We start from the raw sequence: 24691 nt of genomic DNA, 5'->3' as shown, positions 1-24691 counted from the left end.
CCTCTATCATTTTTCTGTCGTCAGTTTACAATATCGCCCCAACGCGCACATCTCGGAACTCGCACTATGAAAAAAATCAGGCAGTCGGACAAACTGGCAAAAGTCTGTTACGACATACGTGGCCCTGTGCTGGAGGAAGCCAAACGTCTTGAAGAAGAAGGCAATCGCATTCTCAAGCTTAATATTGGCAACCCCGCTGCATTCGGTTTTGAAGCGCCTGAAGAAATCATCCAGGACGTGATTCGCAACCTGCCCAATGCGCAGGGCTACAGCGACTCCAAGGGGCTGTTTTCCGCGCGTAAGGCCATTATGCAGGAGTGCCAGCAAATTGGCATTGATGGCGTCGATATTGATGATATTTATCTGGGCAACGGCGTCAGTGAACTGATTGTCATGGCCATGCAGGCGTTGCTCAACAATGGCGATGAAGTACTGGTGCCGGCGCCCGACTACCCCCTGTGGACCGCCGCTGTCAGTCTCGGCGGCGGCAACCCAATCCATTATGTCTGTGATGAGCAGGCCGACTGGTTTCCTGACATCAACGATATTGAAAGCAAAATCACGCCCAAAACGCGTGCCATTGTCATCATCAACCCCAACAATCCAACCGGTTCGGTCTACAGCCCGGAACTGCTGCTGGACATTATTCGGGTAGCCCGCAATCACAACCTGATTGTATTTGCCGATGAGATCTACAGCAAGATTCTCTACGATGGCGCCGTGCACACGCCGATTGCTTCCCTGTGCGACGACCTGTTTATAGTGACCTTCAATGGATTGTCTAAATCCTATCGGCTGGCGGGGTTCCGTGCCGGCTGGATGATTCTTAGCGGCGCCCGGGAAAAAGCCACCAACTACATCGAAGGTCTGGAAATACTGTCCAATATGCGCCTGTGTGCCAATGTGCCGGCCCAGTTCGCCGTGCAGACAGCACTGGGCGGCTATCAAAGTATCAATGAACTGATTTTGCCGGGTGGCCGGCTGCGCGAGCAACGCGACACCGCCTGGGAAATGCTGAGCCAGATTCCCGGCGTCAGTTGTGTCAAACCCAAAGGTGCCATCTACATGTTCCCCCGGCTTGATCCGGACATCTACCCCATCGCCGATGATCAACGTTTTATTCAGGACCTGCTTGAGCGCGAAAAAATCCTGCTGGTTCAGGGCAGCGCGTTTAACATTACTGACACACAGCACTTGCGTATTGTTTTCCTGCCCTCCACCGACGTGCTGCAGCAGGCCATCAGCAAAGTGGAACGCTTCCTTGGCAAGTGGGCACAGTCCGTACTCTGAGCGCGGTCATGCCTGCAGGACGAAGCCGGCCGCGTGCAACCATCCCGCCAATTGCGGACTGTACGCGGCCGCATGTAAATGACAGGCGGAAAACTCCCGACGTTCGGCCAGCTCACGGCGCAAGCTGTCGAATACCTGGGCGCCATTATTATCAGCAGCGGCCCGCTGGTAAAGACCGGTAAAGCGCTGCGACACTCGGGCCGGTGAAAACGATGCCAGCACCATGTCGGCAAACAGTTGCTGGTCAGTCCTGCCAGCGTCGCCTGCAACGCGTGGTTCAATGCTGAAACGCTCGTCGTGCACGATCAACGGTAAATTCACAGGCGGCATCACCGCCGGTATCTTTTTGTTGAAATGCCGACAGAGACCTGTCAACACACAACGACTGGCGGCCAGCTTTGCTTCCACGCTGTAACCGGCGATATGTGGCGTACCCGCGGTGACCTGTCGTAACAGCGCCAACGACGGCGACGGTTCATTTTCCCAGACATCCAGAAACACGTTTTGTTCGGGCACTCGCTGCAGCAACTCAAGCAAGGCATCAGTGGCTATCACTTCGCCGCGCCCGGCATTGATCAGCACGGTTTCCGGTCGCAATGCTGACAGACGCTCCCTATCCAGCATGTGCCAGGTCGCATGCTTGCCATCATGGGTCAGCGGCGTATGTAGGCAGACCACATCAGCCTGCAGCGCTTCGTCCAGGGGTACGTAATCCACATTGACAACAATCTGCTGTAGCGGGTCACATGCCACACAGTCGATACCCAGACCCTGCAGGCGCCGGATAAGCGCACCACCGACATGACCGACCCCGATGACAGCCACACGGCATTGCCACGGATCAAACGCGTCGTCCCTGATCAGTGTTGCCAGCGACGCAAGCACATACTCAACGACGGCATTGGCGTTGGCACCGGCGGCATCGGCGACACTGATGCCCTGTTGTGCCAGCCAGTCCAGATCAAGGTGGTCGGTACCACTGGTCGCCGTGCCCACAAACTGCACTGCCGACCCTTCCAGCAAGGCAGCATTAACCCGGGTGATGGAGCGCACCAGCAAGGCATCAGCATCTTTGACGTGGTCAGCGTTGATCTCACGGCCCGGCACTAACTGCAGGGTCACCTTTTTGCCAAACCAGCCGTCCAGCGCCAGAATATTTTCATCGGCAACAATTTTCATGCAGCCTCCTTTGTCATAAGGGCCACCTGTTTTTTGCATGCAGCCTGCTATTTTCTACGGCCTGCTGTTCTATGCGGCCTGCTTTTTCAACAATGCATGCAGCATGGTCTGCAGACGCTGCACGTCGCCGTCAGCCAGTGCCATCTCATCCAGCAACGCGGCAAACGCTGACCCGTCAATGCTACCTGCACGCAAGGCATCACTGTCAGCGACAACAAAGCGTTCAGACGCATCATCGCAACTGACGATGGTCGCGAGCTTCCGGCTCAGCAGCGCCTGCTCCTGATGTAATGCCAACAGATCACGGCAGCGTCTGGCACCGCGAAAACCCAGTGCAGGCACAGCGTCAAGTTGCGGAAACAGACCATCCAGATCATTAAAATGCTGCAACAGATGCCGTGCTGCCACCGGGCCAATGCCCGGGACACCGGGGATGCAGTCAATGCTGTCGCCGGTCAAACCAAGAAAGCACGGAAACTGTTCCGGCCAGATTCCGTACTGCTGAAAAATGTCCTGGCGATAACGGCGAAGCCCACCGGTAAAGTCCCACAGGTAATCCTCGTCACGCTGCAGTAATTGCGACAGGTCTTTGTCGCGCGTCACGATGACCACGGGCGCGTTTTGCTCCCGCGCGACACAGGTGCTCAAGGTGCCAATAATATCGTCGGCTTCATAGTGGTGACTGCCATAAGCAGCAAGTCCCAATACCCCGCATAAACGGGCACAGGCTGACAGTTGCAACGCCAGATTTTCGTCCGGCAGCACCCGGTTTGATTTGTAGTCGGCATAAAGCTGGTGACGAAAACCGGTGAACAGGCTCTCATCAAATGCCAGCGCCAGTTTTTCCGGTTTTGTGGTCTGTAGAAAGCGCAACAGGAAGCGGGCAAACCCGGTAAAGGCACTGCGATCCTCAGACCGTCGGGACCAGACCTGCTGGTGTGGCGAGAAATGCGCCTGAAAAATATAGATGGACGCATCCACCAGATAGACCGGCGCCGTCAAGGTCAGCTCTTGCGCAGCAGATAACGATAAACGCCATCCTGCTCGTCCCTGGCAACCAGATCGTGGCCCAGAAACAGGCAGAATTTTGGCACGTCTCGCGTTGTTGAAGGGTCGGTCGCCGTCATCAACAAGGTATCACCGGCCTGCATATCACGAAATTTATTGTGCAGCAGCATGACGGGTTCGGGGCAAAACAGGCCACAGGCATCAACGCTGATATCCGCATGCGTGTTATCGAACGTGTGGCTGTCAGAATCGTTGTTACTCATAAAACTCACATTATTCATAACTCAATGCCCCCGGTCTGGAGTATTGATGATCAATACAAATGCTCAGGGGCGTGCGATCAGGTGGCAGGTCTCGGTATCCGGATCAAAATCAATCACTGCCTCGCCGCGTCGCAATTGCAGACGCACCTGCGCAACCTTCTCTGCCAGTGTATAGTCTTCGGCGCCGTACTCGGTGCCTTCACGGCTGACAAACTCTTCAATCACACTGTCAAGTACGTCATCCGACAATCGCTGCCAGGGTATTTCCATGAAATCCTCAGCGACTCGTTCAAGCCACGTTCACAGCATTGATACGCTGCAAGGTGTCGTCATCGCGGCGCAGGTCACGAAACGGAAACAGGCGCGTGTCAGCCAACTGTGACGGCTCAATGTGAGCAATGCTGCGAAAAATATTATCAATGCGACCCGGGTACTGTTTCTCCCAGGTCTGCAGCATTGCTTTCATTTCCTGCCGTTGCATGTTGTCCTGAGTACCGCACAGATTACACGGAATAATTGGAAACCCGCTCAACCGGGCGTATTTTGCCACTTCCTTTTCGCTGCAGTACGCGAGCGGCCTGATCACCACATTCTGCTTGTCATCACTCAGCAGCTTGGGCGGCATGGCCTTAAGCTTGCCACCAAAAAACATATTCAGAAACAGGGTTTCCACGATGTCATCACGGTGGTGCCCCAGAGCAATCTTGTTGGCGCCTATCTGGCGCGCATAGGTATAAAGACTGCCTCGTCGCAGACGTGAACACAAACCGCAGAAGGTTTTTCCTTCCGGCGTTTTTTCCTTAACAATCGAAAACGTGTCCTGCTCCAGAATATGGTAATCAACACCGAGCTTATCCAGGTACTCTGGCAGCACATGCTCGGGAAAATCAGGCTGCTTCTGGTCGAGGTTGACGGCCTTTATGTCAAAATGAATCGGTGCATGTTTCTGCAGGTGCAACAGAATATCGAGCATGGTGTAGGAGTCCTTGCCACCAGACAGACAAACCATGACCAGATCACCGTCCTCAATCATGTTGAAATCGGCAATGGCCCGACCCACATCACGGCGAAGATTTTTGCGACTGCGATTCAGCCGCTGTTCGTCCGTGCGCGCCTGCACCACTTGCTCTTGCTCTATTTGACTTAACAACGTAACAACTCCAGGCAATAAAAAATCAGTAAAACGTTTTGTTCTGTGACGCCATTTCGCGCAGCGCAGGGGTCGGTTGATACAGCGGGCCCAGGTCGGCATATTGATCCGCCATCTCGCAGAACGCTGCGACGCCCATGTTATCGATATAGCGCAAGGCACCGCCACGGAAGCGCGGATAACCCAGCCCCATTAGCAGCCCCATGTCGACTTCGGCAGCAGAGCTGACAATGCCATCCTCAAGGCAACGCACCGCCTCCAGGCACAGAGCAACCATCATGCGTTCACAGATGGCCTGCTCACTGACCGCGCCAGCATTCTCACGCTGCAATGGCTTAAGCGTGGTCAGGATGGCCTCATCAAATACTTTGACCGGCCGTCCGCTGCTGCTCTGCTCATACTGATAGAAGCCTTTACCATTTTTCTGACCATAACTGCCCGCCTCATACAGATGATCAATGGCAGTGGTGAAATCATATGTCATGCGATCGGGGAAACCTTCCGCCATCACTGCCATACAATGTGATGCGGTATCGATCCCCACCACATCCAGCAGATAGGCAGGCCCCATGGGCCAACCGAAGTTTTCCATGACCTTGTCGATAATGCGGAAATCAACACCATCATGAAGCAATTGACAAAACGCGCCAAAATAGGGAAACAGGATTCGATTGACCAGGAACCCGGGGCAGTCATTAACCACAATCGGCGATTTACCCAGCGACAGGGCATAAGCGACTGTCTGTGCCACCGCCAGGTCACCGGTTTTTTCGCCGCGTATGACTTCCACTAACGGCATCAGCGGCACAGGGTTAAAAAAGTGCATGCCACAGAAATTTTCTGGCCGCGCCAGTGCCTGCGCCAGCAGACTGATCGAGATCGTGGACGTATTGGAGGTCAGTACCGTTGATTCCGGCACAAGTTGTTCAACCTCGGCCAGCACCATTTTTTTGACCTTTGGGTTTTCTACGACCGCTTCCACGATGATATCGACTTTGTCAAAACCACTGTAATCAAGCGCAGGCGTGATCGCACTCATCACCTTGTCTGCTTTGCTGCGCTGCATGCGCCCACGCTCAACCTGTTTGTTCAACAGTTTGTCGGCTTCCCCCAACCCCAGATCAAGCCCTTCCTGGGCGATGTCTTTCATGATAATGGGCGTGCCACGCAAGGCCGACTGATAGGCAATGCCACCCCCCATAATGCCCGCACCCATGACGGCTGCCTGTCTGACCGGTTGTGCGCTGGCCGCCTGTTTTTTGGCACGCCCCTTGAGAAATTGCTCATTCAGGAAAAGCTGCACCAGGTTCCCGGCAACAGTGCCACGAGCCAGCGTCACAAACGCCTGGTGCTCATGCATCAATGCGAGAGCGCGGTTTTTGTCAGCGGCTTTCCACATCGCTTCAACCGCGGTGGCGGCGGCTGGATAGTTGTCTCCGGCATCTTTTCTGGTTCGCGCCAGACCTTCGGTAAAGACTTTTTTGATCTCTCCGGCAGTCAACGGCAGTTCGCCTGTTTTCTGGGCGCGTCGATCAGCCACATCCAGTTCACCGCTGATGGCCTGTTCCAGCATTTCCAGCGCAGCATCCTCCAGCATGTCATCGCTGACCACTGAGTCGACGGCGCCATCCGTCAACGCCTGGTGTGCCTTCACCGGTTTGCCGCTGCGTACCCAGTCAATGGCAGTATCTGCGTCCATCAGGCGCGGCGCCCGCACGGTGCCGCCAAAGCCAGGGCATATGCCCAGATTGACTTCAGGGAAACCCAGTACAGCCGACTCGGCAGCCACCCGGAAATCCGTGGCCAGACACATCTCCAGACCACCGCCCAACGCCATGCCATTGATGGCGGTCACGCTGGGAATCGACAGGTCCTCGACCGCGTTGAACACTGCGTTGGTTCGCTCGCACCAGTCCAGCAGCTCCGCCTCGCTCTGCTTAAAATATTCAGTGAACTCCTTGATATCGGCACCGACCAGAAAAGTCTGTTTGGCACTGCAACACAACAGCCCCCTCGCCTCACTGGCGGCCACCGCCGAGATGGCATCGCGCAGATCATCCAGCATCAGACGATTAAACACATTGACGGGAGACTGGGGCATATCGAAACAAAGGCGGGCTATGCCGGACGCCAGTTGTTCCACGGTAATTGCCTTGCCTTGATATATCATACTCATGGTTTCTCCCATCACATCGTTTAAAGCCGGGGCCTTGCCGCGGTCCCGCGTGTGAACACAGGTTGGTTGTCAGATATTGATTCGTTCGAAGACGCGAATTATACGTCACTTCTACGTTGCTTGCTTGTCGGGCTGGCTCAGGAACCCAGGCGCTGCAATTGATAGTCGCCACTCAGTACCCGCTGCCACCAGCGCGGATTCTCCAGATACCATTGCACCGTTTTACGCAAGCCAGTGTCAAAGGTCTCGTCTGGCGTCCAGCCCAGCTCACGGGCAATCTTGCCGGCGTCGATGGCATAACGCAGGTCATGGCCCGGTCTGTCCTTGACGAAGGTGATCAATTGCTCATGCGGCGTCACCGGCGACTGCGGGTGCAGTTCATCAAGAAGCGTGCAGATTGCCTTGACCACGTCGATATTGCGTTTCTCGTTATGGCCACCAATATTGTAGGTCTCGCCAACCTCGCCCCGCCTCAGCACGGTATGCAGTGCACGGGCATGGTCCTCCACGTGCAGCCAGTCGCGCACCTGGGAGCCGTCGCCGTAAACCGGCAATGGCTCGCCCTGCATCGCTTTCAGAATGACATGAGGAATCAGCTTCTCCGGAAAATGATAGGGGCCGTAGTTATTGGAGCAGTTGGTCACCAGTACCGGCAGACCGTAAGTTCGCCGCCATGCCCGCACCAGATGATCCGAGCTGGCCTTGCTGGCTGAATACGGTGAACTCGGAGCATAGGCCGTAGTCTCGGTAAACAGGTCTTCCGGGCCATCCAGGTCGCCATATACTTCGTCAGTGGAAATATGATGAAAGCGAAACGCCGAGCGATCGACTGCGGGCAGCGCTGACCAGTAGGCGCGAACAGCCTCCAGCAAGGTATACGTACCCACAATATTGGTTTCGATGAATGCTGCCGGACCGTCAATGGAGCGATCTACATGACTTTCAGCCGCCAAATGCATGACCGCTGCCGGCTGGTAGCGCGCCAACAGCGCATCCAGCGCTGCGCGGTCGCAGATGTCGACCTGTGCAAACTCGTAGCGGGCATCTTCACTAACATCAGCCAGCGAGTCCAGATTGCCAGCGTAAGTCAGTTTATCCAGATTAAGCACGCTATCGCCGGTATGCTGGATAATATGACGCACCACAGCGGAGCCGATAAACCCGGCACCACCTGTCACCAGAATGCGAATGCTGTCCTGCGTCAGCTTTGCGCCACCTGCGGCCGCGGCCGTATCTGCATTCATGTTCGTGTCCTTTTGTTCTGCATTTGCTTCTGCCTTCATGTTAGAGCGAATTCGTTGTCAGTACTGTCATTACCTGATCAGGGGTAATCGCCTGCAGACAGGCATACTGTTGGTCACAGCGGTGACGCGTGCAATTGTGTGCGCATACCTGTTTTTGCTGGAGTGCCGTCGTCTGGCCGCCCAGCGGGCGCCAGATAGCGAGGTCAGTGGGCCCGAAAATCACTACGCCGCGAACACCCAGAGCCGACGCCAGATGAGAGGGGCCGCTGTCATTGCCAACCATCACATCAACACAGGTCAACAATGACGCAAGTTCGGCCAGTGACAATTCATTGCACAGATTAATACCCGACACTGCCACCGCCGACAATGCCTGTGTTATTGCCTCATTCACCGCCGCATCGCGTTTACCCGCGCCAATCAGCAGCAGTTGGTAGCCCTGCCCGACCAATTGCGTCGCCAGTTCTGCAAACAGATTCACAGGCCACTGCTTGTAATGCTTACTGGCACCAGCATGCAGCACAGCAATCGGTGCATTCAGCTCAACCCCCGCTGCCGTCAGGCGCTCCGTCAGCACTGGCCCCGGGGGCGGCGGTGTCAATCTGACATAGGCCGGCACCACATGCCCGTCAGGCTTCAGAGACGGGGCTACTGGCAGATCCAGGGCGCTGAAGACATCCCGAAAGCTGTACCAGATGCCTTCCTCACCCATCTGGCGACCGCTGCGCGGAATATCCAACACCTGATCAAAACCCCATTGATACCGGTGCACGGTGCTGCTGACCTTGTGCTTTGCGCCCGAAAAGTGCGTCAACCGATGACATACCGAATCTTCTTCTATGGTAAACGCCAGTTCGGGTGCAAACGCACGAATCTGCCGTACACAGTCCAGCCACAGGCGTGCGCTGTTGAAAGTGACGCCACGACTCAGTTCTCGGCGCGGATAATACACTATCTGCGCCCCCGGCAAGGCATCAGCCAATAACTCCTTAAATGAAGCATCCAAGACCACCAGCAGCGCCACGCCCTGTTGCTGACAGGCCTGGCACAAGGCCTGCATCAGGCCACCGGCGAGCAGTAGATTGCCCAGAAATTTGGTTGGGTTGATCAGTGCGATACGTTTGGGCAATGCGGATTCAGGTTTACTTGGTGCTGAAGGCATACACCCCATCCCACTCTGTGCAGTCGGCATTTCTAAGCTCGACAATCCGGTCGCTGTAAAGCTGGTACAGCGTCAGACCATTGGCATTCGACAAAGCGCGCAGTATATCAAGCGCCGCGTCCCATTGCTGATCCCGATAATAAGACAGCGCCTGGGCAAACTGCGCCAGTTCCGCTTCAGTCTGCGCATCAAGTTCCGAACGCAATCCCACCAGCTCATAGATTCGCACCGGTGCCTGCTTGCCTTTAACCCGGACCAGGTCAAGCTCGCGCCAGGCAAACGCCTGCGCCTGTTCACCCAGCGCCTCACGACTGGCCTCGCTGATGACATTATCGACATCGTAATAACGGGTCAGCCCTTCCAGACGAGACGCCAGATTAACGGCATCGCCGATTACGGTATAGTTCATGCGATTGCGCGAACCCATGTTCCCGGCCACGACCAGACCGGTATGCAGACCGGCGCCGAGCCGCAATTGCAGCTTCGGGCCCTTATTATCCGCAATCGTCATAAACTCCCGGTTCACTTCGATCATCGCCTGCTGTACCGCCAGCAACGCCCGTGATGCCCTCAGCGCATCATCCGGGTGCCCGACTGGCGCGCCGAACAGCGCCATCACTGCATCGCCGGTAAATTTGTCGACAACACCACCATGAGCCTCGATTGCCGAGCAGATAAGTTCCAGGCAGGCGTTGAGCATGGCCAGGGTCTGCGACGGCGACTGCTGCTCACTAAGCGCAGTAAATCCGCGAATGTCAGCGAAGAGCACCGACACCACTTTCTCTTCACCGCCCAGTTCAATGCGGTTATTCAGCAATTCATCGGCGATCTCCCGGGAGACCACTTTGCCCAGTAGATCACGGACCTTTTCCTTCTCCGCCAGCCCGGTCGCCATATTGTCAATCGACTCTGCCAGCCCGGCCACTTCGTCGCGCCCCGCAACCCGTTCATGCGGTTTCGCGGCGCTGTAATCGCCACGTTCAATGCGCTGTACCCGGCTCGCCAGTTGCAATACAGGCCGGGTGAAGCCCCGCGCCAGAATAACAACAGCCAACAGACTCAGCACAATCACCACCAGCGAGAAATCAAACAGGCGATCGCGAAGCGCGGCCAGATTGGCCTGGTTCTCCCGGTAGGAGCGCTGGATAACGGCGACAATTTCCTCACCTTCGTTCGTTCTGCCAGTCAGTGAGCGCACCAGCGTGCCATAGTCAGCGTCACTCATCGCTATCCGCTGGGTCTCACTATAGATACTGGCGTCAAGGCGATAAGCCAGCAAGGCATGATCGGCCGCTGGCAGCGTCGACGCAATCACCTGCTTCTGCGTCGGCTGACCCACCCCCTGATGCATATACCGCACGATGGATACTTCCGAGGCAGTGCTGGATTTAATATCTCTGGCAAAACTGTCATCCAGCGCAAACCCGGCAATGATCCATGCCACAGGCGTCGGCAAAAACAGGGGTATCACTGTCATCTGGTAGGGAACATCATTGAGCATGAGAATGTCGTCGGCAACACCGTCACCGGTACCCGCCGCGGTGTTGATCATGTCTATCCACGATGGCGGCAGCGATTCCAGCCCCGGGTCAGTGGAATCGACAATAATCTTCCCCGACATGTCTGTGATAATCATGCTGTCAGCGGCGCCAAAAGACCGCATTAGCAGCGTTTGGGTGGCATCAGTAATGGTTTGTGCGTCGGCCGCGCCAAAAGCATTGCGAAATCCCCAGTCCCGGGTCAATGCATTACTGATGGTCAGGAGCGTGTCCTTGTGCTCCTCACGGCTAAAGTCAAAAACATCTGCGCCGATATTAAGATACGAGTTGATCGTTTCGTCGGTATAGCGCGTATTCTCACTATCAACAAACCAGTAGATGGCACCCAGCACCGGCACTAGCATCAGCAGCAGAAACACAATCAGCCGTGCGCGGATGCTCGAGGATTTGAATTTTGAAGATTTTGCGGTCATAAACGTCCGGAAACCGTTTTTTCGAGCTGACAGTCATTACCCCATGGCAACAGCAGCTGAAGGCTTGTGCGCAGACGCTAAGATAGGCACAATCCTCAACAATGACAACAACTAGCGATGTTTTTAATGAATTATTCTGACGCTAAAAATCCTGCTCTGAATCATCCCAGCAATCCGTCATCCGTCAGTGATAGCCACATCCCTGGCATCAGCGAACCCGGCTCACCACGCCGGACCAACGGCCTCAATCGGGTACTTGCCTGCGCCATTGCAGCTTTGTTTGCCATGCCGCTGAGCGCTGCCGAGCTAACTCTGAGCCTGCAGGACGAAGATGGTAATGCAGTGACAATGGCCGTTGTTGAAGCCCGGCTCACAGCAATGGAAACACAAAACAACGCACCCGTGGTGGCAATCGACCAGGTCGATCGCAGATTTGTACCCATGGTGCAACTGGTTGTGCCCGGACAGCAGGTCTCATTCCCCAACAGCGACAATGTGCGCCATCATGTGTATTCCTTCTCTGATATCAAACAGTTTTCGACACCGCTATACGCCGATGAAAATGTCGAACCGATACGCTTTGAAACACCCGGCATCGCCGTGCTTGGCTGCAATATTCACGACAGCATGGTGGCCTATGTTTATGTCAGCGCCTGGCAGGACACAGCGCTAAGCGATAGCAATGGCGACGTTGCGCTGACCGGTTTGGAACAGCAGCCACAGACGCTGCATATCTGGCATCCCTGGCTACAGAGTCCCGATAATTTCTACGAGCTGGATGTCAGCAACAATACCTCCGGGGAACGTATCGAGCTGACCTTGCCTATTGTTAACCCCGATCAGCAATTCGGCTTCCGTGCGCTGCTGCCGGGAGGTACACAATGAAACAGACCTTGAGCGCAGCAGGGTTCCGGATCGACACAAAAACAGTCTCACTGTGTATGGCGGTCGCAATGATGACTGCGCTGCCGGGTCTGACGGTGGCAGATGAAGAGCAAAATCCTCGCTTTGGTAAAATCAAAGGCACCGGCGGTGTATCCAGCATCAGCGGCGTCGGTGGAGGAGGACTTACACCCTGGGCAACACTCAGCTCATATGCCGAAGCAGGACAGTTGGGCGGCACTGTTTTTGCCAGTCAGGCGCGTGTCGACGATTACCAGCTCGACATATACGGCGGCTCATTCAATTTTCACGACAAAGTGGAAGTGTCTTACGTCAGGCAGGATTTTCTTATCGAAGCCGCTGACCTGAACATTCGCCAGGACAAAATCGGACTTCGCTACAAAGTTGCCGGCGACGTCATATACGACCGACTGCCGCAAATTACCGTTGGTGTTGAACACGGAGAGCTGCGGGATGAAGCCGTTGCCCTGTCAGTAGGCGCACGCGAGACACGCGGGACTGACTACACCATCAGCATGGCCCGGGCCTGGATCAATGGCATTGGCCATCGCACTACCCTGCTTAACGTAAACCTGCGTTACGGCGACTCCAATCAGTTTGGCATTCTGGGTTACGGCGGAGACGATGCCGACACCCGCGTCAACGTTGAAGTGGCTGGCGCCATGTTCCTCAACCGCAGCGTAGCCGTCGGTTTTGAATGGCGGCAAAAACCGGACAACCTGTCGGCGCTGAAAGAGGAAAATGCGCATGATCTGTTTGTCGCCTATTTCCCCAACAAACGCCTGTCATTCACCGCGGCATGGGTCGATCTCGGCGAAATCGCCGGTGCCCCTGATCAACGTGGCGTCTATTTTTCCCTGCAGGCAAACCTGTGATCAGTGAGATACATAACATGGCAGCAAACACGTTAAGGACCTCTCTCTTTTTCGGCGCCGCTCTGGTTCTGAGCCTGGGCGCATGCGCCACTCAGCCGGCTACCGACGCTGACGACAGTCTCTATCAGGCGCTCGGCGCGGAACAGGGTATTGAGCAGATCGCTGAAAATTTCATTATGGAAATTGCTTACGACGAGCGCATTTTTGATCGCTTCGCGGATTCAAATGTTCAGCGATTCCGCGAAAAAATGATTGAACATTTGTGTATGGTATCGGACGGCCCCTGCGAATATACCGGCGACAGCATGGTGCTGGTGCACCGCGGCATGGACATTAATTCAGCGGAATTTAACGCTGTGGTTGAAAATATGATGGAAGCCATGGACAAAGCTGGCACTCCGCTCAGTGCCCAGAACCGTTTACTGGAAAGACTGGCGGGGTTGCGCCCGGAGATAATCGAAATCTAGTTTCTTATGACACCTCCGCTGTTGGCCCCTTCCACTAGCCAGACTGCAGACCACGCCCGGTCGCTTCGACAAATTGCGACAAGGTAAAACCCCGCGACTGACTGAAGCGCTGCAGCTTAAACCACTGCTTGCTGCCGCGCTCGGGCACCGCTGACACCTTTCTTGCTAGCGCATCCACTAACACATCCGCCCATTCCTGTTCATCAAACTCTGCCACCTGATCAATCAGCGCAGTATCCACGTGCCGTTGCCGTAGCTGATGACGAATATACAGTGGACCGTAGCCGCGACTGATGCGCGAGCGTACGTATGACTCTGCAAACCGGGTATCGCTTAACAGGTTGTCGGTCTCGAGTTTATCAAGCACCGCACTGATCATGGCATCGTCGGGAATCTCAAACTTTTCGCGCAACTTGCATTGCAACTCATACCGACTGTGTTCGCGACGTGCCAGGTAATCCATGGCACGTCGTCGCAACGCCGTGATCAGTTCTTTTTCGCTGAGCTGATCTTCGTTTTTCACAATAACTCTGTGTTTCCTGTCGCGGCCGCCACTTAATCCACATCAGCCGTACTGGTGGTATCTTCAGTCGAACCGGCACCATCAGCCGCGGCGCCGCCCAGTAACTGAGAACGAATCTGCTCTTCAAGGTCCTTGGCAAGCGTGGGGTTCTCCTCAAGATAAATGGCCACATTTTTCTTGCCCTGGCCGATCTTATCGCCCTGGTAGGCGTACCAGGCACCGGATTTGTCGATCAGGCCCAGCTTCACGCCCAGGTCAATGACTTCGCCCATGCGGTAAATACCCTTGCCGTAAAAAATCTGGAATTCGGTCTGACGGAATGGCGGCGCCACCTTGTTTTTCACCACCTTGACCCGGGTCTCATTACCAACCACTTCATCGCCTTCCTTGATGGAACCAATGCGACGGATATCCAGACGCACTGAGGCATAAAACTTCAATGCATTACCACCCGTGGTGGTCTCCGGTGAACCAAACATGACACCAATTTTCATCCGGATCTGGTTAATGAATATCACCAGGGTATTGGAATTCTTGATGTTGCCGGTCATTTTTCGCAGTGCCTGCGACATCAGTCGAGCCTGCAGGCCCATATGACTGTCGCCCATTTCGCCTTCGATTTCGGCTTTCGGGGTCAGTGCCGCAACCGAATCCACCACAACCACATCAACAGCACCAGATCGGACAACCATGTCGCAGATTTCCAGGGCCTGTTCACCGGTATCAGGCTGGCTGACCAGCAAGTTTTCTACATCCACACCCAGGTTGCCGGCATAAATCGGATCCAGCGCATGCTCGGCATCAATGAACGCGCAGGTGCCGCCCATTTTCTGACACTCGGCAATCACCTGCAGCGTCAATGTGGTTTTACCGGAGGATTCCGGCCCGTAAATTTCAACCACACGCCCGCGTGGCAGACCGCCTATTCCGAGCGCGATATCCAGCCCCAGGGAGCCCGTTGAAATCGCCGGAATCGCCTCACGCCCTTTGTCACCCAGGCGCATCATCGAGCCTTTGCCAAACTGACGTTCAATCTGGGACAGCGCTGCCGTCAGTGCTTTTTCTTTATTCGGGTCGCGGGTTTGCGAATCAGCCATGAGTCAATTCCTGTAGGTCGCTTTGGAAAATGGATATCAGTAATTATATGTGCCAGGTTTCAGTTAACAGTATTAAAGCAGAGCTTTACTGTATATTCAACCAGTATTATTGTCTGTGTCGGAAAATTCGGCACTGGCACCATCCAGCAGGCGCTGCAGGCCGCGGAATGCCTCGATGACACTCTGTCTGCGCACCGCTTCGCGATCACCGGAAAAGGCAAAACACTGTGCCTGCTGACGCAGGACAGACTGCCCCTGCAGTTTCAGCACCCAGGCAATCCAGACGGTGCCCACCGGTTTGTCGGCAGAGCCGCCATCGGGCCCGGCGATGCCACTGGTGGCAACCGCACAGGACACCCCGGTGGCTGCCAGAATGCCCCGCGACATTGCCAATACAGTTTCACGGCTGACCGCACCCGGCGCCTCGGGCCCGGCAAAGTAGCTGCCCGGCACCTCCAGAAAATGCTGTTTGGCATGATTGGAGTAGGTTACCAGACCGGTATCAAACCAGTGTGAACTGCCGGGCACCGATGTCGCCGCCTGCGCTATCCAGCCGCCGGTGCACGACTCCGCCGTGGCCATACGCAGGCCCAGTGAAAGCACACGTTCGCCGGTCTGTTGTGCCAATTCATAAATCTCCTTGTCCATGTTGCGAGTGTAACATTGCGCTTTCAAGGCGCACAGGTTGAATTAAGCGAGGTAAAAGCATCCAACGAAGATGTAGCTTTCACATTTTGGCGACTTTTTAGTCACATGCTCATTGTTAGACTGCCAAGCTTTAGTGAAGTCATTACGGTAGATTCTTAGAGGAATAGCGATATGAGCAGGCAACTGAGCAATATGGGTAGGCATATGAGGCAGCTATTGTGGTGGACTCTGTCGGCGCTACTGATTGGCTTTCCATTGTTAACCCACGCCGCAGAGGCCCCTGGTGCGCTGACTATTATTGTTAATGATCAGACTGCCCGGCCGCTGCAAACCACACAGGTCACGATCACGGAACGCGAAACCAATTCCACCAGAACGGCAGAAACCGACGTGCAAGGCCGCATCGTCGTTGAGCAGCTTGACCCCGGCCTCTACTCGGTAAGCGTCGCCAAAGGCGGTTTCGCCTCATCGTACGAACCAAGCGTACGAGTGGTTACGCGCAAAAACATACAGATAGAATTCGAACTCAGACAGCAGACAATTGAGGAGGTCGTGGTGCGAGCACGGGAAGCTGATGCCTATTCATCAGCCTCCAACACCTACCTCGACAGGGAAGCGTTACGCGGCGCTGTTGGCGGTGGCGCGGATCCGCTGCTGTCGCTGGACGGCTTACCTGGCCTGGCATCCGACAGTGAATTCGCCAGCTTCAGCGTGCGCGGCCGTGGCCCACGGGATAATTTGTTATTGGTTGATGATTTTCCTTTTGATAAAGCCGTGCACTTTGATGCAACCATAGGTGAAGACGAAGACGTCGGTGGCGGTGGGCGCTTCTCAGTTTTTGCCCCAAACGTAATCGATGGCGCAGAGTTCTCTCCCGGTGGTTGGGGTGCGGCTTACGGCGGCCGGGCTGCATCGCTGCTGAAACTGGATGTCGCCGATGGCAATCCCAGCCCGTCAGCAAGCCTGCGTTTTGACCTTGCCGGCTTTGAAGTTGGTTATGACGGCCCAACTGGTATCACTGAGGACGCTACCCTGCTGATTTCTGCCCGACGACTGGATTTCGGCGAGTTCTTTGAAACCATCGAAGAGCTGGATATTGGAAACCCTGTGCTAAGGGACGTTATCGTAAAGTCGGTCATACCATTAGACCAGGACAACACGCTCGAAATTCTGCTGATGGATACGCACGAAGACTATACGCGAGACGTGACGCACGTTTTTGCATCACCCAATTTCGAAGATGCCTCGCTTCAGGATTCAGAGCAAGACAGTGATTTGTACGGGTTTACCTTGCGGTCATTGATCGGTGAACAGGCGGTCTGGACCAACAAGGTCTACTACCGCACAAGCGACAAGACCAGCTCTCAGGGTGAATCGTTTCCTGATCAGGTACCTGAAGGTTCGCCCGCCTCCAGTTTCCCCGTTCGGGAAAACATCATTACCATCGGCGAAGATGAAACAGAGATCGGCTGGCGAAGCGATTTCGAGACCATGAATCAGTGGGGTGTGTTCAGCGCCGGTATTCGGGTAACGCAAGTTGAACTGAACTACAACACGGTCCTGGACGGAGACTGGAACCGATTTATCTACGACGACGATGATTTCAGGCCTGACCCTGACCAGAAATACATTGTGTTAACTCCTGAAAATATCAACTCTTCACTCAATCAGAAAGAAACAAGCTATGCAAGTTACGTCGACCAAGTGTTTGAACTTGGTGATTGGGATGTTCGCACAGGTGTGCGCTTGGAACGGGACGGTTTTGCAGATCAAAGCTTTGCCTCACCCAGATTCAGCGTCAACTGGCGACCAAATAAAAAAGTTAGATACTTTTCCACCGCTGGGCTCTACCATCAGTCACCGCGGTTTCTGGAACTTGCCGCCAACGAAAGCAACACACTTGAGACCGAAGAAATTACCCACGGTAGTCTGGGTTTCGAATATTACCTGAACAACAACTGGTCGGTATTGACCGAAGCCTATTATCAGAAACTCGACAACCTGGTGGTAGATCTGGATCGAGCAAGCGGTACCTTTGCAAACCTGGGCGATGGCACATCAATTGGTGTCGATGTCGTCGCCACCGGTACTATTCGCGAAGGCATATACACCACCGCAACTTACTCTTACAACGATGCTGAAGTTGACCGAAAAGACGGTCGTGGCGACGTTGTCGATGAGTTCAGCCGTGAACATGTCGCTACTCTCGGTTTGACCTGGGAAATCAACGACCGCTGGAAAGTCGCCGGGCGCTACAAATATCTTTCCGGCAGGCCGGATGATATTTTCATAATTCATTCAGACGTGCTGGGCGCAGGACAGCCGCTGCGCTATTCTAAAGAAATCACAGAGCGCAATGTCGGTCGCAAAAGCGGCTCCGGATTGTTTAACGCTCGGGTTGACTACCGGCGTGCATTTGGCCCTATCGATTTTACCGCCTTTCTTGATGTGATTAACGTGACGGCAGCGTCTTCGAGCGACGACACTGAGTTTGACTACCGTCGGGGCATTGAAGTGAAAGATGACAGCGAAGCCGAGCCGCTCATTGGTCTGAGACTGGACTATGCATGGTAGTGCGGCCTGGCAAGGGGAAGTAGAAGATGGTACTCGCGCTTGGTGCGACACCGATTAGAGTGTTGATTATTGAAGACAACCGCGACATCTGTGGAAACATAGCTGCGTATTTTGAGAAGCATTGTTATGTCATGGATTTTGCCTATGACGGTATCAGGGCGATGCATTTGGCGCTGACGCATCCATTCGATGTGATTGTTCTGGACCTTATGCTTCCAGGGATGGATGGCCTGCATTTCTGCCAAAAGCTGCGCGCTGATGCCAAAATAAGAACGCCCGTGCTTATGTTAACGGCGAGAGACACGCTCGCCGATAAACTCAAGGGGTTCGAGGCAGGAGCCGATGACTATCTGGTTAAGCCATTCGCATTACAAGAGCTACATGCGCGACTTCAGGCACTATACAATCGTAGTCACCGAAATACCGACAACCTGCTAACGGTTGGCGATCTGACCATGAATATGTCCACACTGCAGGTGCATCGCGCGGGGCAACGTGTCGACCTCAACCCTGCCGGCATAAAAATATTGCAACGACTGATGGAAGAGGCCCCGTCTGTTGTGGCTCGCGATGATCTCGAAACCTTATTGTGGGCAGACGAGCGACCTGATGGTGATGCGCTTCGTTCACACATGTACAAGTTGCGGCAGGCAATCGATCGGCCATTTGAGAATCAGCTGATTCATACGGTGCACCGCATTGGTTACCGCATTGCAGAGGATGCCTAGAATGTACCGGCACAGTTTACGCAAACGAGTGGCCATTGCATTTGCCACATGTGTTGCTGCTTTAAGCGTGGCTTGGGGATTCGCTTTCTTCACGGCGATCAGGCTGAGCGAAGATCGTGTGCTGATGCATCAGCTTCAGCGTGCAGCCGAAAGTTATCCCACCATGCCGATGAATATTCGCGGTTACGATGAAGCTGCCAATTTACCCGTGTCACTCAGGGATTGGGCGAAAACCGATCCTGAGCAGGGCGTGTACGAATTCACTGACGAGGAGTTGCATGTCGCGGTAATACCCTCAGGCGGTGAACTGCAACATGCCTTTGTTGTATTTGATGTTGCCGGGATTGAGGCTGCATCATCAGAGGATTGGTTTTGGCTGTTGGTTATCACCGGTGCCGTGGGTACGCTCGGTATGCTTGGTTTCGGGTTGGGCGTGGTTGTGATGCGCAGAGCTGTTGCCCCGGTCGTGCATCTCGCCAACATGGTCGCGGACATTGACCTGGAGCATCTGTCTGCCGGGGATCATAAACGCATAGAGTCCAGCCGCTTCGGTAATGATGAGGTTGGCGCACTCGCCGGAACCATTGAGAAAACACTTGAACGTGTGAACGCGTTTATTGAGAGGGAGCGATACTTTACCGGCTCAGCCAGCCATGAGTTACGCACGCCAATCACAGTGATAACCGGCGCGCTTGAATTGCTGGAGCAAAGCGATCTGTCAGCGACAGATGTGAAGACTGTCGATCGTGCCAGGCGCGCCACCTTCGACATGAAAAAGACGCTTGAAATGTTCTTATGCCTCGCCCGCGAAACCGATGAAGGTTTGTATGAAGAACAGTTTCTGGTGGTGCCTCTGGTGAGTCAGGCGATAGATCAGCAGCGTTACCTGCTGAGCGGCAAATCCGTCGATGTTGATTTCGAAGAGCAGGCAAGCCCTAAAGTGTGTGGACATTTACAGGCCTTTGTTATCGCCACCAACAATCTGGTGCGAAATGCATTCGAGCACACACTCGATGGACAGGGACCAATTACTATCCGTGTCAAAGAGCACGAGCTATTTGTTACCAATCAGCTGAACAGTGATGCTGATGACAATCAAACGCCGGCCGAAATGTCGTCGCCTCAAGGCTACGGCCTGGGCCTGGGCATCGTGCAACGATTGTGTGAACGCAATGGCTGGTCATTTTCAATACACGTTGATCGTAGGCATGTCATCGCTCGCCTTTCCTGGTGATGATTCGTGGCAGCTCCCGGTAGGAATTCCCGATAATGGTACACAGTGCTAGATAGCGACTTATCTTTGAATATCACTGTTTCAACTGTTCTGGATTAGCCAGGTTTGATACTCTGTCGCGTTGTCACTAACAAAGCTCGGGCAGGATCAAAAAGCACGTGAAGAACAAGACCGATACCGAACAGCACACACCCATGATGCAGCAGTACCTGCGCCTGAAAGCCGACCAGCCGGACAACCTGCTGTTCTATCGCATGGGTGACTTTTACGAGCTGTTTTACCAGGATGCGGTGGATGCCGCCGGCATGCTCGACATCACATTGACCGCCCGTGGCAATTCCAATGGCAAACCCATCCCCATGTGCGGCGTGCCCTATCATTCGGCGGAACGTTATCTGGCCCGGCTGGTTGAGCTTGGGCGCTCGGTCGCCATCTGTGAACAGATCGGTGATCCAGCCACCAGCAAGGGCCCGGTGGAGCGCGCAGTGGTGCGTATTGTCACCCCCGGCACGGTCAGTGATGAGGCACTGCTGAAAGAGCGCAGCGACTGTATTCTGCTGGCACTGACCAGCCACCAACAGCGTTATGGCCTGGCCTGGATGGATATCAGCGCCGGTCGTTTCCAGCTGTGCGAAGTTGACAGTGAACAGGCCGCACTGGCGGAAATTGAACGAATCCGCCCCGCCGAACTGCTGGTTAATGACGCTCTTGAGCTGCCCAATGAACTCGCCTCCCGCGCCGGCCTGCGCCGCCGTCCGGTGTGGGAATTTGATACCGACAGCAGTTACCGCGCCTTGACCTCACATTTCAAGACGCGCGATCTGCGCAGCTTTGGTTGTGAAGACCTGGCCTTGGGCATACAGGCCGCCGGCTGCCTGCTGACCTACGCCAGCGACACCCAACGCTCAGGCCTGCCGCATATTCAGCGGCTGCAGGTGGAATTGCCCGGCGATGCGCTGATTCTGGATGCAGCCAGTCGCCGCAACCTGGAGCTGGACCGCAACCTTGCCGGTGGCAGCACCAACACCGTGATGTCGGTGCTTGATGCCACCTGCACCGCAATGGCCAGCCGCCTTCTCAATCGCTGGCTGCACCGTCCGCTGCGTACCCGCGAGACCCTACAGCAACGCCAGCTTGCCGTCACCGCACTGGGCACTGACTATGCCTTTGAACAACTGCAACCGTTGCTCAAAAACGTGGGCGACATTGAACGTATTCTGTCCCGCGTGGCACTGCGCTCTGCCCGTCCCCGCGACCTGGCCCGCCTGCGCGATGCCCTGTGCGTGTTACCGACACTACAGAGCACATTGACGCCGGTGGTGTCGACTTCTGCATCAGCACGCCTGCAAACCCTGCAGGAAACCATTGCTGATTATCCCACACTGGCCGACTTGCTCAGCCGGGCGCTGATCGAGAACCCGCCAGTGGTGATCCGCGAAGGCGGCGTATTGGCGGACGGCTACGACAGCGAACTGGATGAGTTGCGCGGGCTGAGCACCAATGCCGGGCAGTACCTGATTGATCTGGAGATCCGGGAAAAACAGCGCACCGGCCTGAGCACGCTCAAGGTGGGTTACAACCGGGTGCATGGTTATTTCATCGAAGTCAGCAAGGCCCAGGCTGGTGACATGCCCGCCGACTACCAGCGCCGGCAGACCTTAAAAAACGCCGAACGCTACATCACCCCGGAATTAAAAACCTTTGAAGACAAGGTCCTCAGTGCCAACAGCAAGGCGCTGGCGCGCGAAAAAGCGCTGTATGACGCCCTCATCGAAACCACCGCCGAACAGCTGGGCGCCTTGCAGGACAGTGCCGCCGCCCTCGCCGAGCTGGATGTCTTGTGCAACTTTGCCGAACGTGCCCTCAACCTGAACTGGGCGCAGCCTGAACTCAGCGATGAACCCGGGGTCTGCATTGAACAGGGCCGTCACCCGGTGGTCGAGCAGGTGCTGGAAAAACAGTTTGTTGCCAACGACACCCGCCTTGATGCACAGCAACAGATGCTGATCATCACCGGCCCCAACATGGGCGGTAAGTCCACTTACATGCGCCAGACCGCACTGATCGTGCTGCTGGCTTTCTGCGGCAGTCATGTACCGGCCAGCGCCGCACGCATCGGCCCGATTGACCGCATTTTCACCCGTATCGGCTCGTCTGATGATCTGGCCGGCGGCCGTTCCACCTTTATGGTGGAAATGACCGAAACTGCCAACATCCTGCACAACGCCACCGGCCAGAGCCTGGTGCTGATGGATGAGGTCGGCCGTGGTACCAGCACCTTTGACGGGCTGTCACTGGCCTGGGCCAGTGCGGTCTACATCGCCCGGCAGTTGAACGCGCTGACACTGTTTGCTACCCACTATTTCGAGCTCACCACATTGCCCGAGCAACTGGACAATATTGGCAATGTGCACCTGGATGCCACTGAGCATCAGCAGGGCATTGTTTTTATGCACACCGTCAAACCCGGCCCCGCCAACCAGAGTTATGGCCTGCAGGTGGCGCAACTGGCCGGTATTCCGGCCGCGGTGATTAACAGCGCCCGCGCCAAACTGCAGGAACTGGAGCAGCAGGTGATCCCGGCGGCCTCGAGTCTGACCCCGGCGGCCGTCGAGCCAACAGCAACTCGGACAAAACCTGCTCAGAACGACCTGTTCGCGAGCACGCCACACCCCGCGCTGGAACGGCTGGCGCAACTGGATCCGGATTCACTGAACCCACGCCAGGCGCTGGATTGGCTGTATGAAATACAAAAAATGTTATAACAATCGTCAATAATTGCAGCGTCAGCGGTCGAGAACGCAGCACCGTTCATAACACCGAGCGCAGCATCAATATCAGCAATACCAAGAGCCCCCTTGGCCCCGACCGCCAAGGTGCTCTATAATGCCGCATCGTTTTATTCTTGACTGGAAAGCATCATGACATTCGTAGTGGGTGAAAATTGCATTAACTGTAAACATACGGACTGCGTGGAAGTCTGCCCCGTGGACTGCTTCTACGAAGGCCCCAACTTCCTGGTTATCCACCCGGATGAGTGCATCGACTGCGCGTTGTGTGAGCCCGAGTGCCCGGTGGATGCGATTTTTGCCGAAGACGAACTGCCCGATGATCAGAAGGACTTCCTGGAGCTCAATGCTGACCTGGCTGAAAAATGGCCAAACATCACGCAGATGAAGCCGCCACTGGAAGACGCCGAAAAATGGAACGGTGTTGCCGGCAAGATCGAGCACCTGGTCAAGGATGCCGGCTGAGGCCTTCCTGGTCCATCAAGAAAACCGTTCGTCAGAAAAACGCATCCAGATCATAACCGTCGCGCGCCGCCAGTCGGCGCAATCGGCGCATGGCATCAATCTGTATCTGCCTGACGCGCTCCCGCGTCAACCCAACATCAGCCCCCACCTGTTCCAGTGTCGCTGCCAGAAACCCGTCCAGTCCAAAGCGACGCACCAGCACATCACGTTGACGCAGGCTCAGTTCCGCCAGCCAACGGCGCAGGGTTCGACAACTGCTTTGATTATGCTGCCGCTGGGCCGGGTCAGCGCCGCGTAGCTCATCGACCCGGATATCGGCGTCCAGAGCATCAACATCCGGTAACGATTCACCGGCATCATAACTGGACTCATGGCAACTCAGCAGCTCATCCAGCTCGGCCAGAGGTCGGGACAGGTAATCCGCCAGTTCCCGACGCCGGGGCCGGCGCCCGAGACGATGTGACAGTTCGGTTTCATGACGCAGACAGTGGCTGATGTCCTTGATCACGTGCACTGGCAAACGCACATTACGGGCATGATTCATGATGGCGCGTTCGATGCTCTGACGCACCCACCAGGTGGCGTACGTGGAAAAGCGAAATCCACGCTCGGGATCATATTTATCAACGGCCCGCATCAGGCCAATATTGCCTTCTTCCACCATATCCAGCAGGGTCAGACCACGATGACGATAGCGTCGGGCAATGCTGATCACCAGACGCAGATTATGACGAATCATCTGCTGCCGACTGTCCTCATCACCATCACGCGCGGCCCTGGCAAGCGCCAGTTCCTGTGCGTAGGCCAGCACTCCGATCGGGTTAATGTCCTTGATATAACGTTGTTCAGCATCAGCAGAAAAACCATCCGTAGCTTTCAGTCCAGCACTATCCATAGCAAACATTCTTCCTTTTTATTGTTAGGGGAACGATCAGACAATATCA

The 24691-nt window shown here is 55.2% G+C and carries 22 protein-coding genes; 9 read left to right on the top strand and 13 right to left on the bottom strand.

The features are described 5' to 3' along the window. Positions 1-66: 66 nt before the first annotated feature. Positions 67-1290, top strand: a complete 1224-nt coding sequence (locus PHACT_RS00535) for a pyridoxal phosphate-dependent aminotransferase (protein ID WP_070115444.1) — start codon at positions 67-69, stop codon at positions 1288-1290. Positions 1291-1296: 6 nt separating this feature from the next. Here PHACT_RS00535 and PHACT_RS00530 read toward each other — a convergent pair whose 3' ends face one another. From PHACT_RS00530 to PHACT_RS00490, 9 genes are all read right to left on the bottom strand, one after another. After that, on the bottom strand, positions 1297-2469 hold the full coding sequence (locus PHACT_RS00530) for a 4-phosphoerythronate dehydrogenase (RefSeq protein WP_070115443.1): 1173 nt from the start codon (positions 2467-2469) through the stop codon (positions 1297-1299). A gap of 69 nt (positions 2470-2538) precedes the next feature. After that, positions 2539-3471 carry a 5'-3' exonuclease gene (locus PHACT_RS00525; RefSeq protein ID WP_070115442.1) on the bottom strand — a complete coding sequence of 311 codons (933 nt, stop codon included), beginning with the start codon at positions 3469-3471 and terminating at the stop codon, positions 2539-2541. A gap of 2 nt (positions 3472-3473) precedes the next feature. After that, the gene (tusA, locus tag PHACT_RS00520; protein WP_070118041.1) at positions 3474-3740 is read right to left on the bottom strand and encodes a sulfurtransferase TusA; all 267 of its coding nucleotides are present in this window, start codon (positions 3738-3740) and stop codon (positions 3474-3476) included. Between the two features lie 63 nt (positions 3741-3803). Then, entirely contained in the window at positions 3804-4010 is a 207-nt protein-coding gene (locus PHACT_RS00515; protein ID WP_070115441.1) for a YheU family protein, read from the bottom strand. Between the two features lie 19 nt (positions 4011-4029). Further along, a complete protein-coding gene (ttcA, locus tag PHACT_RS00510; RefSeq protein WP_317622268.1) occupies positions 4030-4860 on the bottom strand; it encodes a tRNA 2-thiocytidine(32) synthetase TtcA in 831 nt (276 codons plus the stop codon). A gap of 55 nt (positions 4861-4915) precedes the next feature. Beyond that, on the bottom strand, positions 4916-7060 hold the full coding sequence (gene fadB / locus PHACT_RS00505) for a fatty acid oxidation complex subunit alpha FadB (RefSeq protein ID WP_070118039.1): 2145 nt from the start codon (positions 7058-7060) through the stop codon (positions 4916-4918). Between the two features lie 143 nt (positions 7061-7203). Continuing rightward, positions 7204-8256, bottom strand: coding sequence for a dTDP-glucose 4,6-dehydratase (gene rfbB / locus PHACT_RS00500; protein ID WP_070118038.1), 1053 nt, complete (start codon positions 8254-8256; stop codon positions 7204-7206). A 94-nt stretch (positions 8257-8350) separates the two neighbouring features. Further along, complete coding sequence (locus PHACT_RS00495; protein ID WP_169819358.1) at positions 8351-9472, bottom strand: glycosyltransferase family 9 protein; 1122 nt, start codon at positions 9470-9472, stop codon at positions 8351-8353. Then, positions 9453-11444 carry an adenylate/guanylate cyclase domain-containing protein gene (locus tag PHACT_RS00490; protein ID WP_070115439.1) on the bottom strand — a complete coding sequence of 664 codons (1992 nt, stop codon included), beginning with the start codon at positions 11442-11444 and terminating at the stop codon, positions 9453-9455. The genes PHACT_RS00495 and PHACT_RS00490 overlap by 20 nt, the downstream gene beginning before the upstream one ends. Positions 11445-11570: 126 nt before the next feature. Here PHACT_RS00490 and PHACT_RS00485 point away from each other — a divergent pair, with 126 nt between their 5' ends. From PHACT_RS00485 to PHACT_RS00475, 3 genes are read left to right on the top strand one after another with little or no spacing between them, the layout of a single operon-like run. Continuing rightward, on the top strand, positions 11571-12329 hold the full coding sequence (locus PHACT_RS00485; RefSeq protein WP_139141393.1) for a methylamine utilization protein: 759 nt from the start codon (positions 11571-11573) through the stop codon (positions 12327-12329). Then, on the top strand, positions 12326-13222 hold the full coding sequence (locus PHACT_RS00480; RefSeq protein ID WP_083264225.1) for a DUF3034 family protein: 897 nt from the start codon (positions 12326-12328) through the stop codon (positions 13220-13222). The genes PHACT_RS00485 and PHACT_RS00480 overlap by 4 nt, the downstream gene beginning before the upstream one ends. A gap of 17 nt (positions 13223-13239) precedes the next feature. Continuing rightward, positions 13240-13689 carry a group I truncated hemoglobin gene (locus PHACT_RS00475; RefSeq protein ID WP_070118036.1) on the top strand — a complete coding sequence of 150 codons (450 nt, stop codon included), beginning with the start codon at positions 13240-13242 and terminating at the stop codon, positions 13687-13689. A gap of 34 nt (positions 13690-13723) precedes the next feature. Here the strand turns inward: PHACT_RS00475 and PHACT_RS00470 are convergent, their stop codons facing one another. The 3 genes from PHACT_RS00470 to PHACT_RS00460 all read right to left on the bottom strand — a co-directional run bounded on the left by PHACT_RS00470 (position 13724) and on the right by PHACT_RS00460 (position 15957). Then, a complete protein-coding gene (locus tag PHACT_RS00470) occupies positions 13724-14212 on the bottom strand; it encodes a regulatory protein RecX (protein ID WP_083264224.1) in 489 nt (162 codons plus the stop codon). A 32-nt stretch (positions 14213-14244) separates the two neighbouring features. Further along, positions 14245-15309: a recombinase RecA gene (gene recA, locus PHACT_RS00465; protein ID WP_070115437.1), complete on the bottom strand. Its 1065-nt coding sequence runs from the start codon at positions 15307-15309 to the stop codon at positions 14245-14247. Positions 15310-15405: 96 nt separating this feature from the next. Next, positions 15406-15957, bottom strand: coding sequence for a CinA family protein (locus PHACT_RS00460; protein WP_070115436.1), 552 nt, complete (start codon positions 15955-15957; stop codon positions 15406-15408). Between the two features lie 171 nt (positions 15958-16128). Between PHACT_RS00460 and PHACT_RS00455 the strand changes: the two genes are divergently transcribed. From PHACT_RS00455 to fdxA, 5 genes are all read left to right on the top strand, one after another. Next, the gene (locus PHACT_RS00455) at positions 16129-18531 is read left to right on the top strand and encodes a TonB-dependent receptor (protein WP_245730523.1); all 2403 of its coding nucleotides are present in this window, start codon (positions 16129-16131) and stop codon (positions 18529-18531) included. 53 nt (positions 18532-18584) lie between these two features. Continuing rightward, on the top strand, positions 18585-19259 hold the full coding sequence (locus tag PHACT_RS00450; RefSeq protein WP_070118033.1) for a response regulator transcription factor: 675 nt from the start codon (positions 18585-18587) through the stop codon (positions 19257-19259). A 1-nt stretch (position 19260) separates the two neighbouring features. Beyond that, positions 19261-20493, top strand: a complete 1233-nt coding sequence (locus PHACT_RS00445) for a sensor histidine kinase (protein WP_070115435.1) — start codon at positions 19261-19263, stop codon at positions 20491-20493. Positions 20494-20687: 194 nt separating this feature from the next. Beyond that, positions 20688-23258 carry a DNA mismatch repair protein MutS gene (gene mutS, locus PHACT_RS00440; RefSeq protein WP_070118032.1) on the top strand — a complete coding sequence of 857 codons (2571 nt, stop codon included), beginning with the start codon at positions 20688-20690 and terminating at the stop codon, positions 23256-23258. A gap of 156 nt (positions 23259-23414) precedes the next feature. Beyond that, positions 23415-23747 (top strand): ferredoxin FdxA, encoded by a 333-nt coding sequence (fdxA, locus tag PHACT_RS00435; protein WP_070115434.1) that lies wholly within the window; start codon positions 23415-23417, stop codon positions 23745-23747. Positions 23748-23778: 31 nt separating this feature from the next. Here the strand turns inward: fdxA and PHACT_RS00430 are convergent, their stop codons facing one another. Further along, positions 23779-24642 (bottom strand): sigma-70 family RNA polymerase sigma factor, encoded by an 864-nt coding sequence (locus PHACT_RS00430; protein WP_070115433.1) that lies wholly within the window; start codon positions 24640-24642, stop codon positions 23779-23781. Positions 24643-24691: the final 49 nt, after the last annotated feature.

The organism is Pseudohongiella acticola (assembly GCF_001758195.1).
Lineage (GTDB): Bacteria > Pseudomonadota > Gammaproteobacteria > Pseudomonadales > Pseudohongiellaceae > Pseudohongiella > Pseudohongiella acticola.
The sequence above is the reverse complement of the archived record's forward strand: the minus strand, read 5'-3'. Positions and strand labels throughout refer to the sequence as shown.

Coding starts and splice junctions, on each gene's coding strand:
- PHACT_RS00455 (WP_245730523.1), top strand. CDS start 16,129: ATGAGCAGGCAACTGAGCAATATGGGTAGGCATATGAGGCAGCTATTG.
- PHACT_RS00480 (WP_083264225.1), top strand. CDS start 12,326: ATGAAACAGACCTTGAGCGCAGCAGGGTTCCGGATCGACACAAAAACA.
- recA (WP_070115437.1), bottom strand. CDS start 15,309: ATGGCTGATTCGCAAACCCGCGACCCGAATAAAGAAAAAGCACTGACG.
- PHACT_RS00535 (WP_070115444.1), top strand. CDS start 67: ATGAAAAAAATCAGGCAGTCGGACAAACTGGCAAAAGTCTGTTACGAC.
- fadB (WP_070118039.1), bottom strand. CDS start 7,060: ATGATATATCAAGGCAAGGCAATTACCGTGGAACAACTGGCGTCCGGC.
- fdxA (WP_070115434.1), top strand. CDS start 23,415: ATGACATTCGTAGTGGGTGAAAATTGCATTAACTGTAAACATACGGAC.
- PHACT_RS00490 (WP_070115439.1), bottom strand. CDS start 11,444: ATGACCGCAAAATCTTCAAAATTCAAATCCTCGAGCATCCGCGCACGG.
- PHACT_RS00460 (WP_070115436.1), bottom strand. CDS start 15,957: ATGGACAAGGAGATTTATGAATTGGCACAACAGACCGGCGAACGTGTG.
- mutS (WP_070118032.1), top strand. CDS start 20,688: ATGATGCAGCAGTACCTGCGCCTGAAAGCCGACCAGCCGGACAACCTG.
- PHACT_RS00445 (WP_070115435.1), top strand. CDS start 19,261: ATGTACCGGCACAGTTTACGCAAACGAGTGGCCATTGCATTTGCCACA.
- PHACT_RS00430 (WP_070115433.1), bottom strand. CDS start 24,642: ATGGATAGTGCTGGACTGAAAGCTACGGATGGTTTTTCTGCTGATGCT.
- PHACT_RS00530 (WP_070115443.1), bottom strand. CDS start 2,469: ATGAAAATTGTTGCCGATGAAAATATTCTGGCGCTGGACGGCTGGTTT.
- PHACT_RS00485 (WP_139141393.1), top strand. CDS start 11,571: ATGAATTATTCTGACGCTAAAAATCCTGCTCTGAATCATCCCAGCAAT.
- PHACT_RS00495 (WP_169819358.1), bottom strand. CDS start 9,472: ATGCCTTCAGCACCAAGTAAACCTGAATCCGCATTGCCCAAACGTATC.
- tusA (WP_070118041.1), bottom strand. CDS start 3,740: ATGAGTAACAACGATTCTGACAGCCACACGTTCGATAACACGCATGCG.
- PHACT_RS00475 (WP_070118036.1), top strand. CDS start 13,240: ATGGCAGCAAACACGTTAAGGACCTCTCTCTTTTTCGGCGCCGCTCTG.
- PHACT_RS00515 (WP_070115441.1), bottom strand. CDS start 4,010: ATGGAAATACCCTGGCAGCGATTGTCGGATGACGTACTTGACAGTGTG.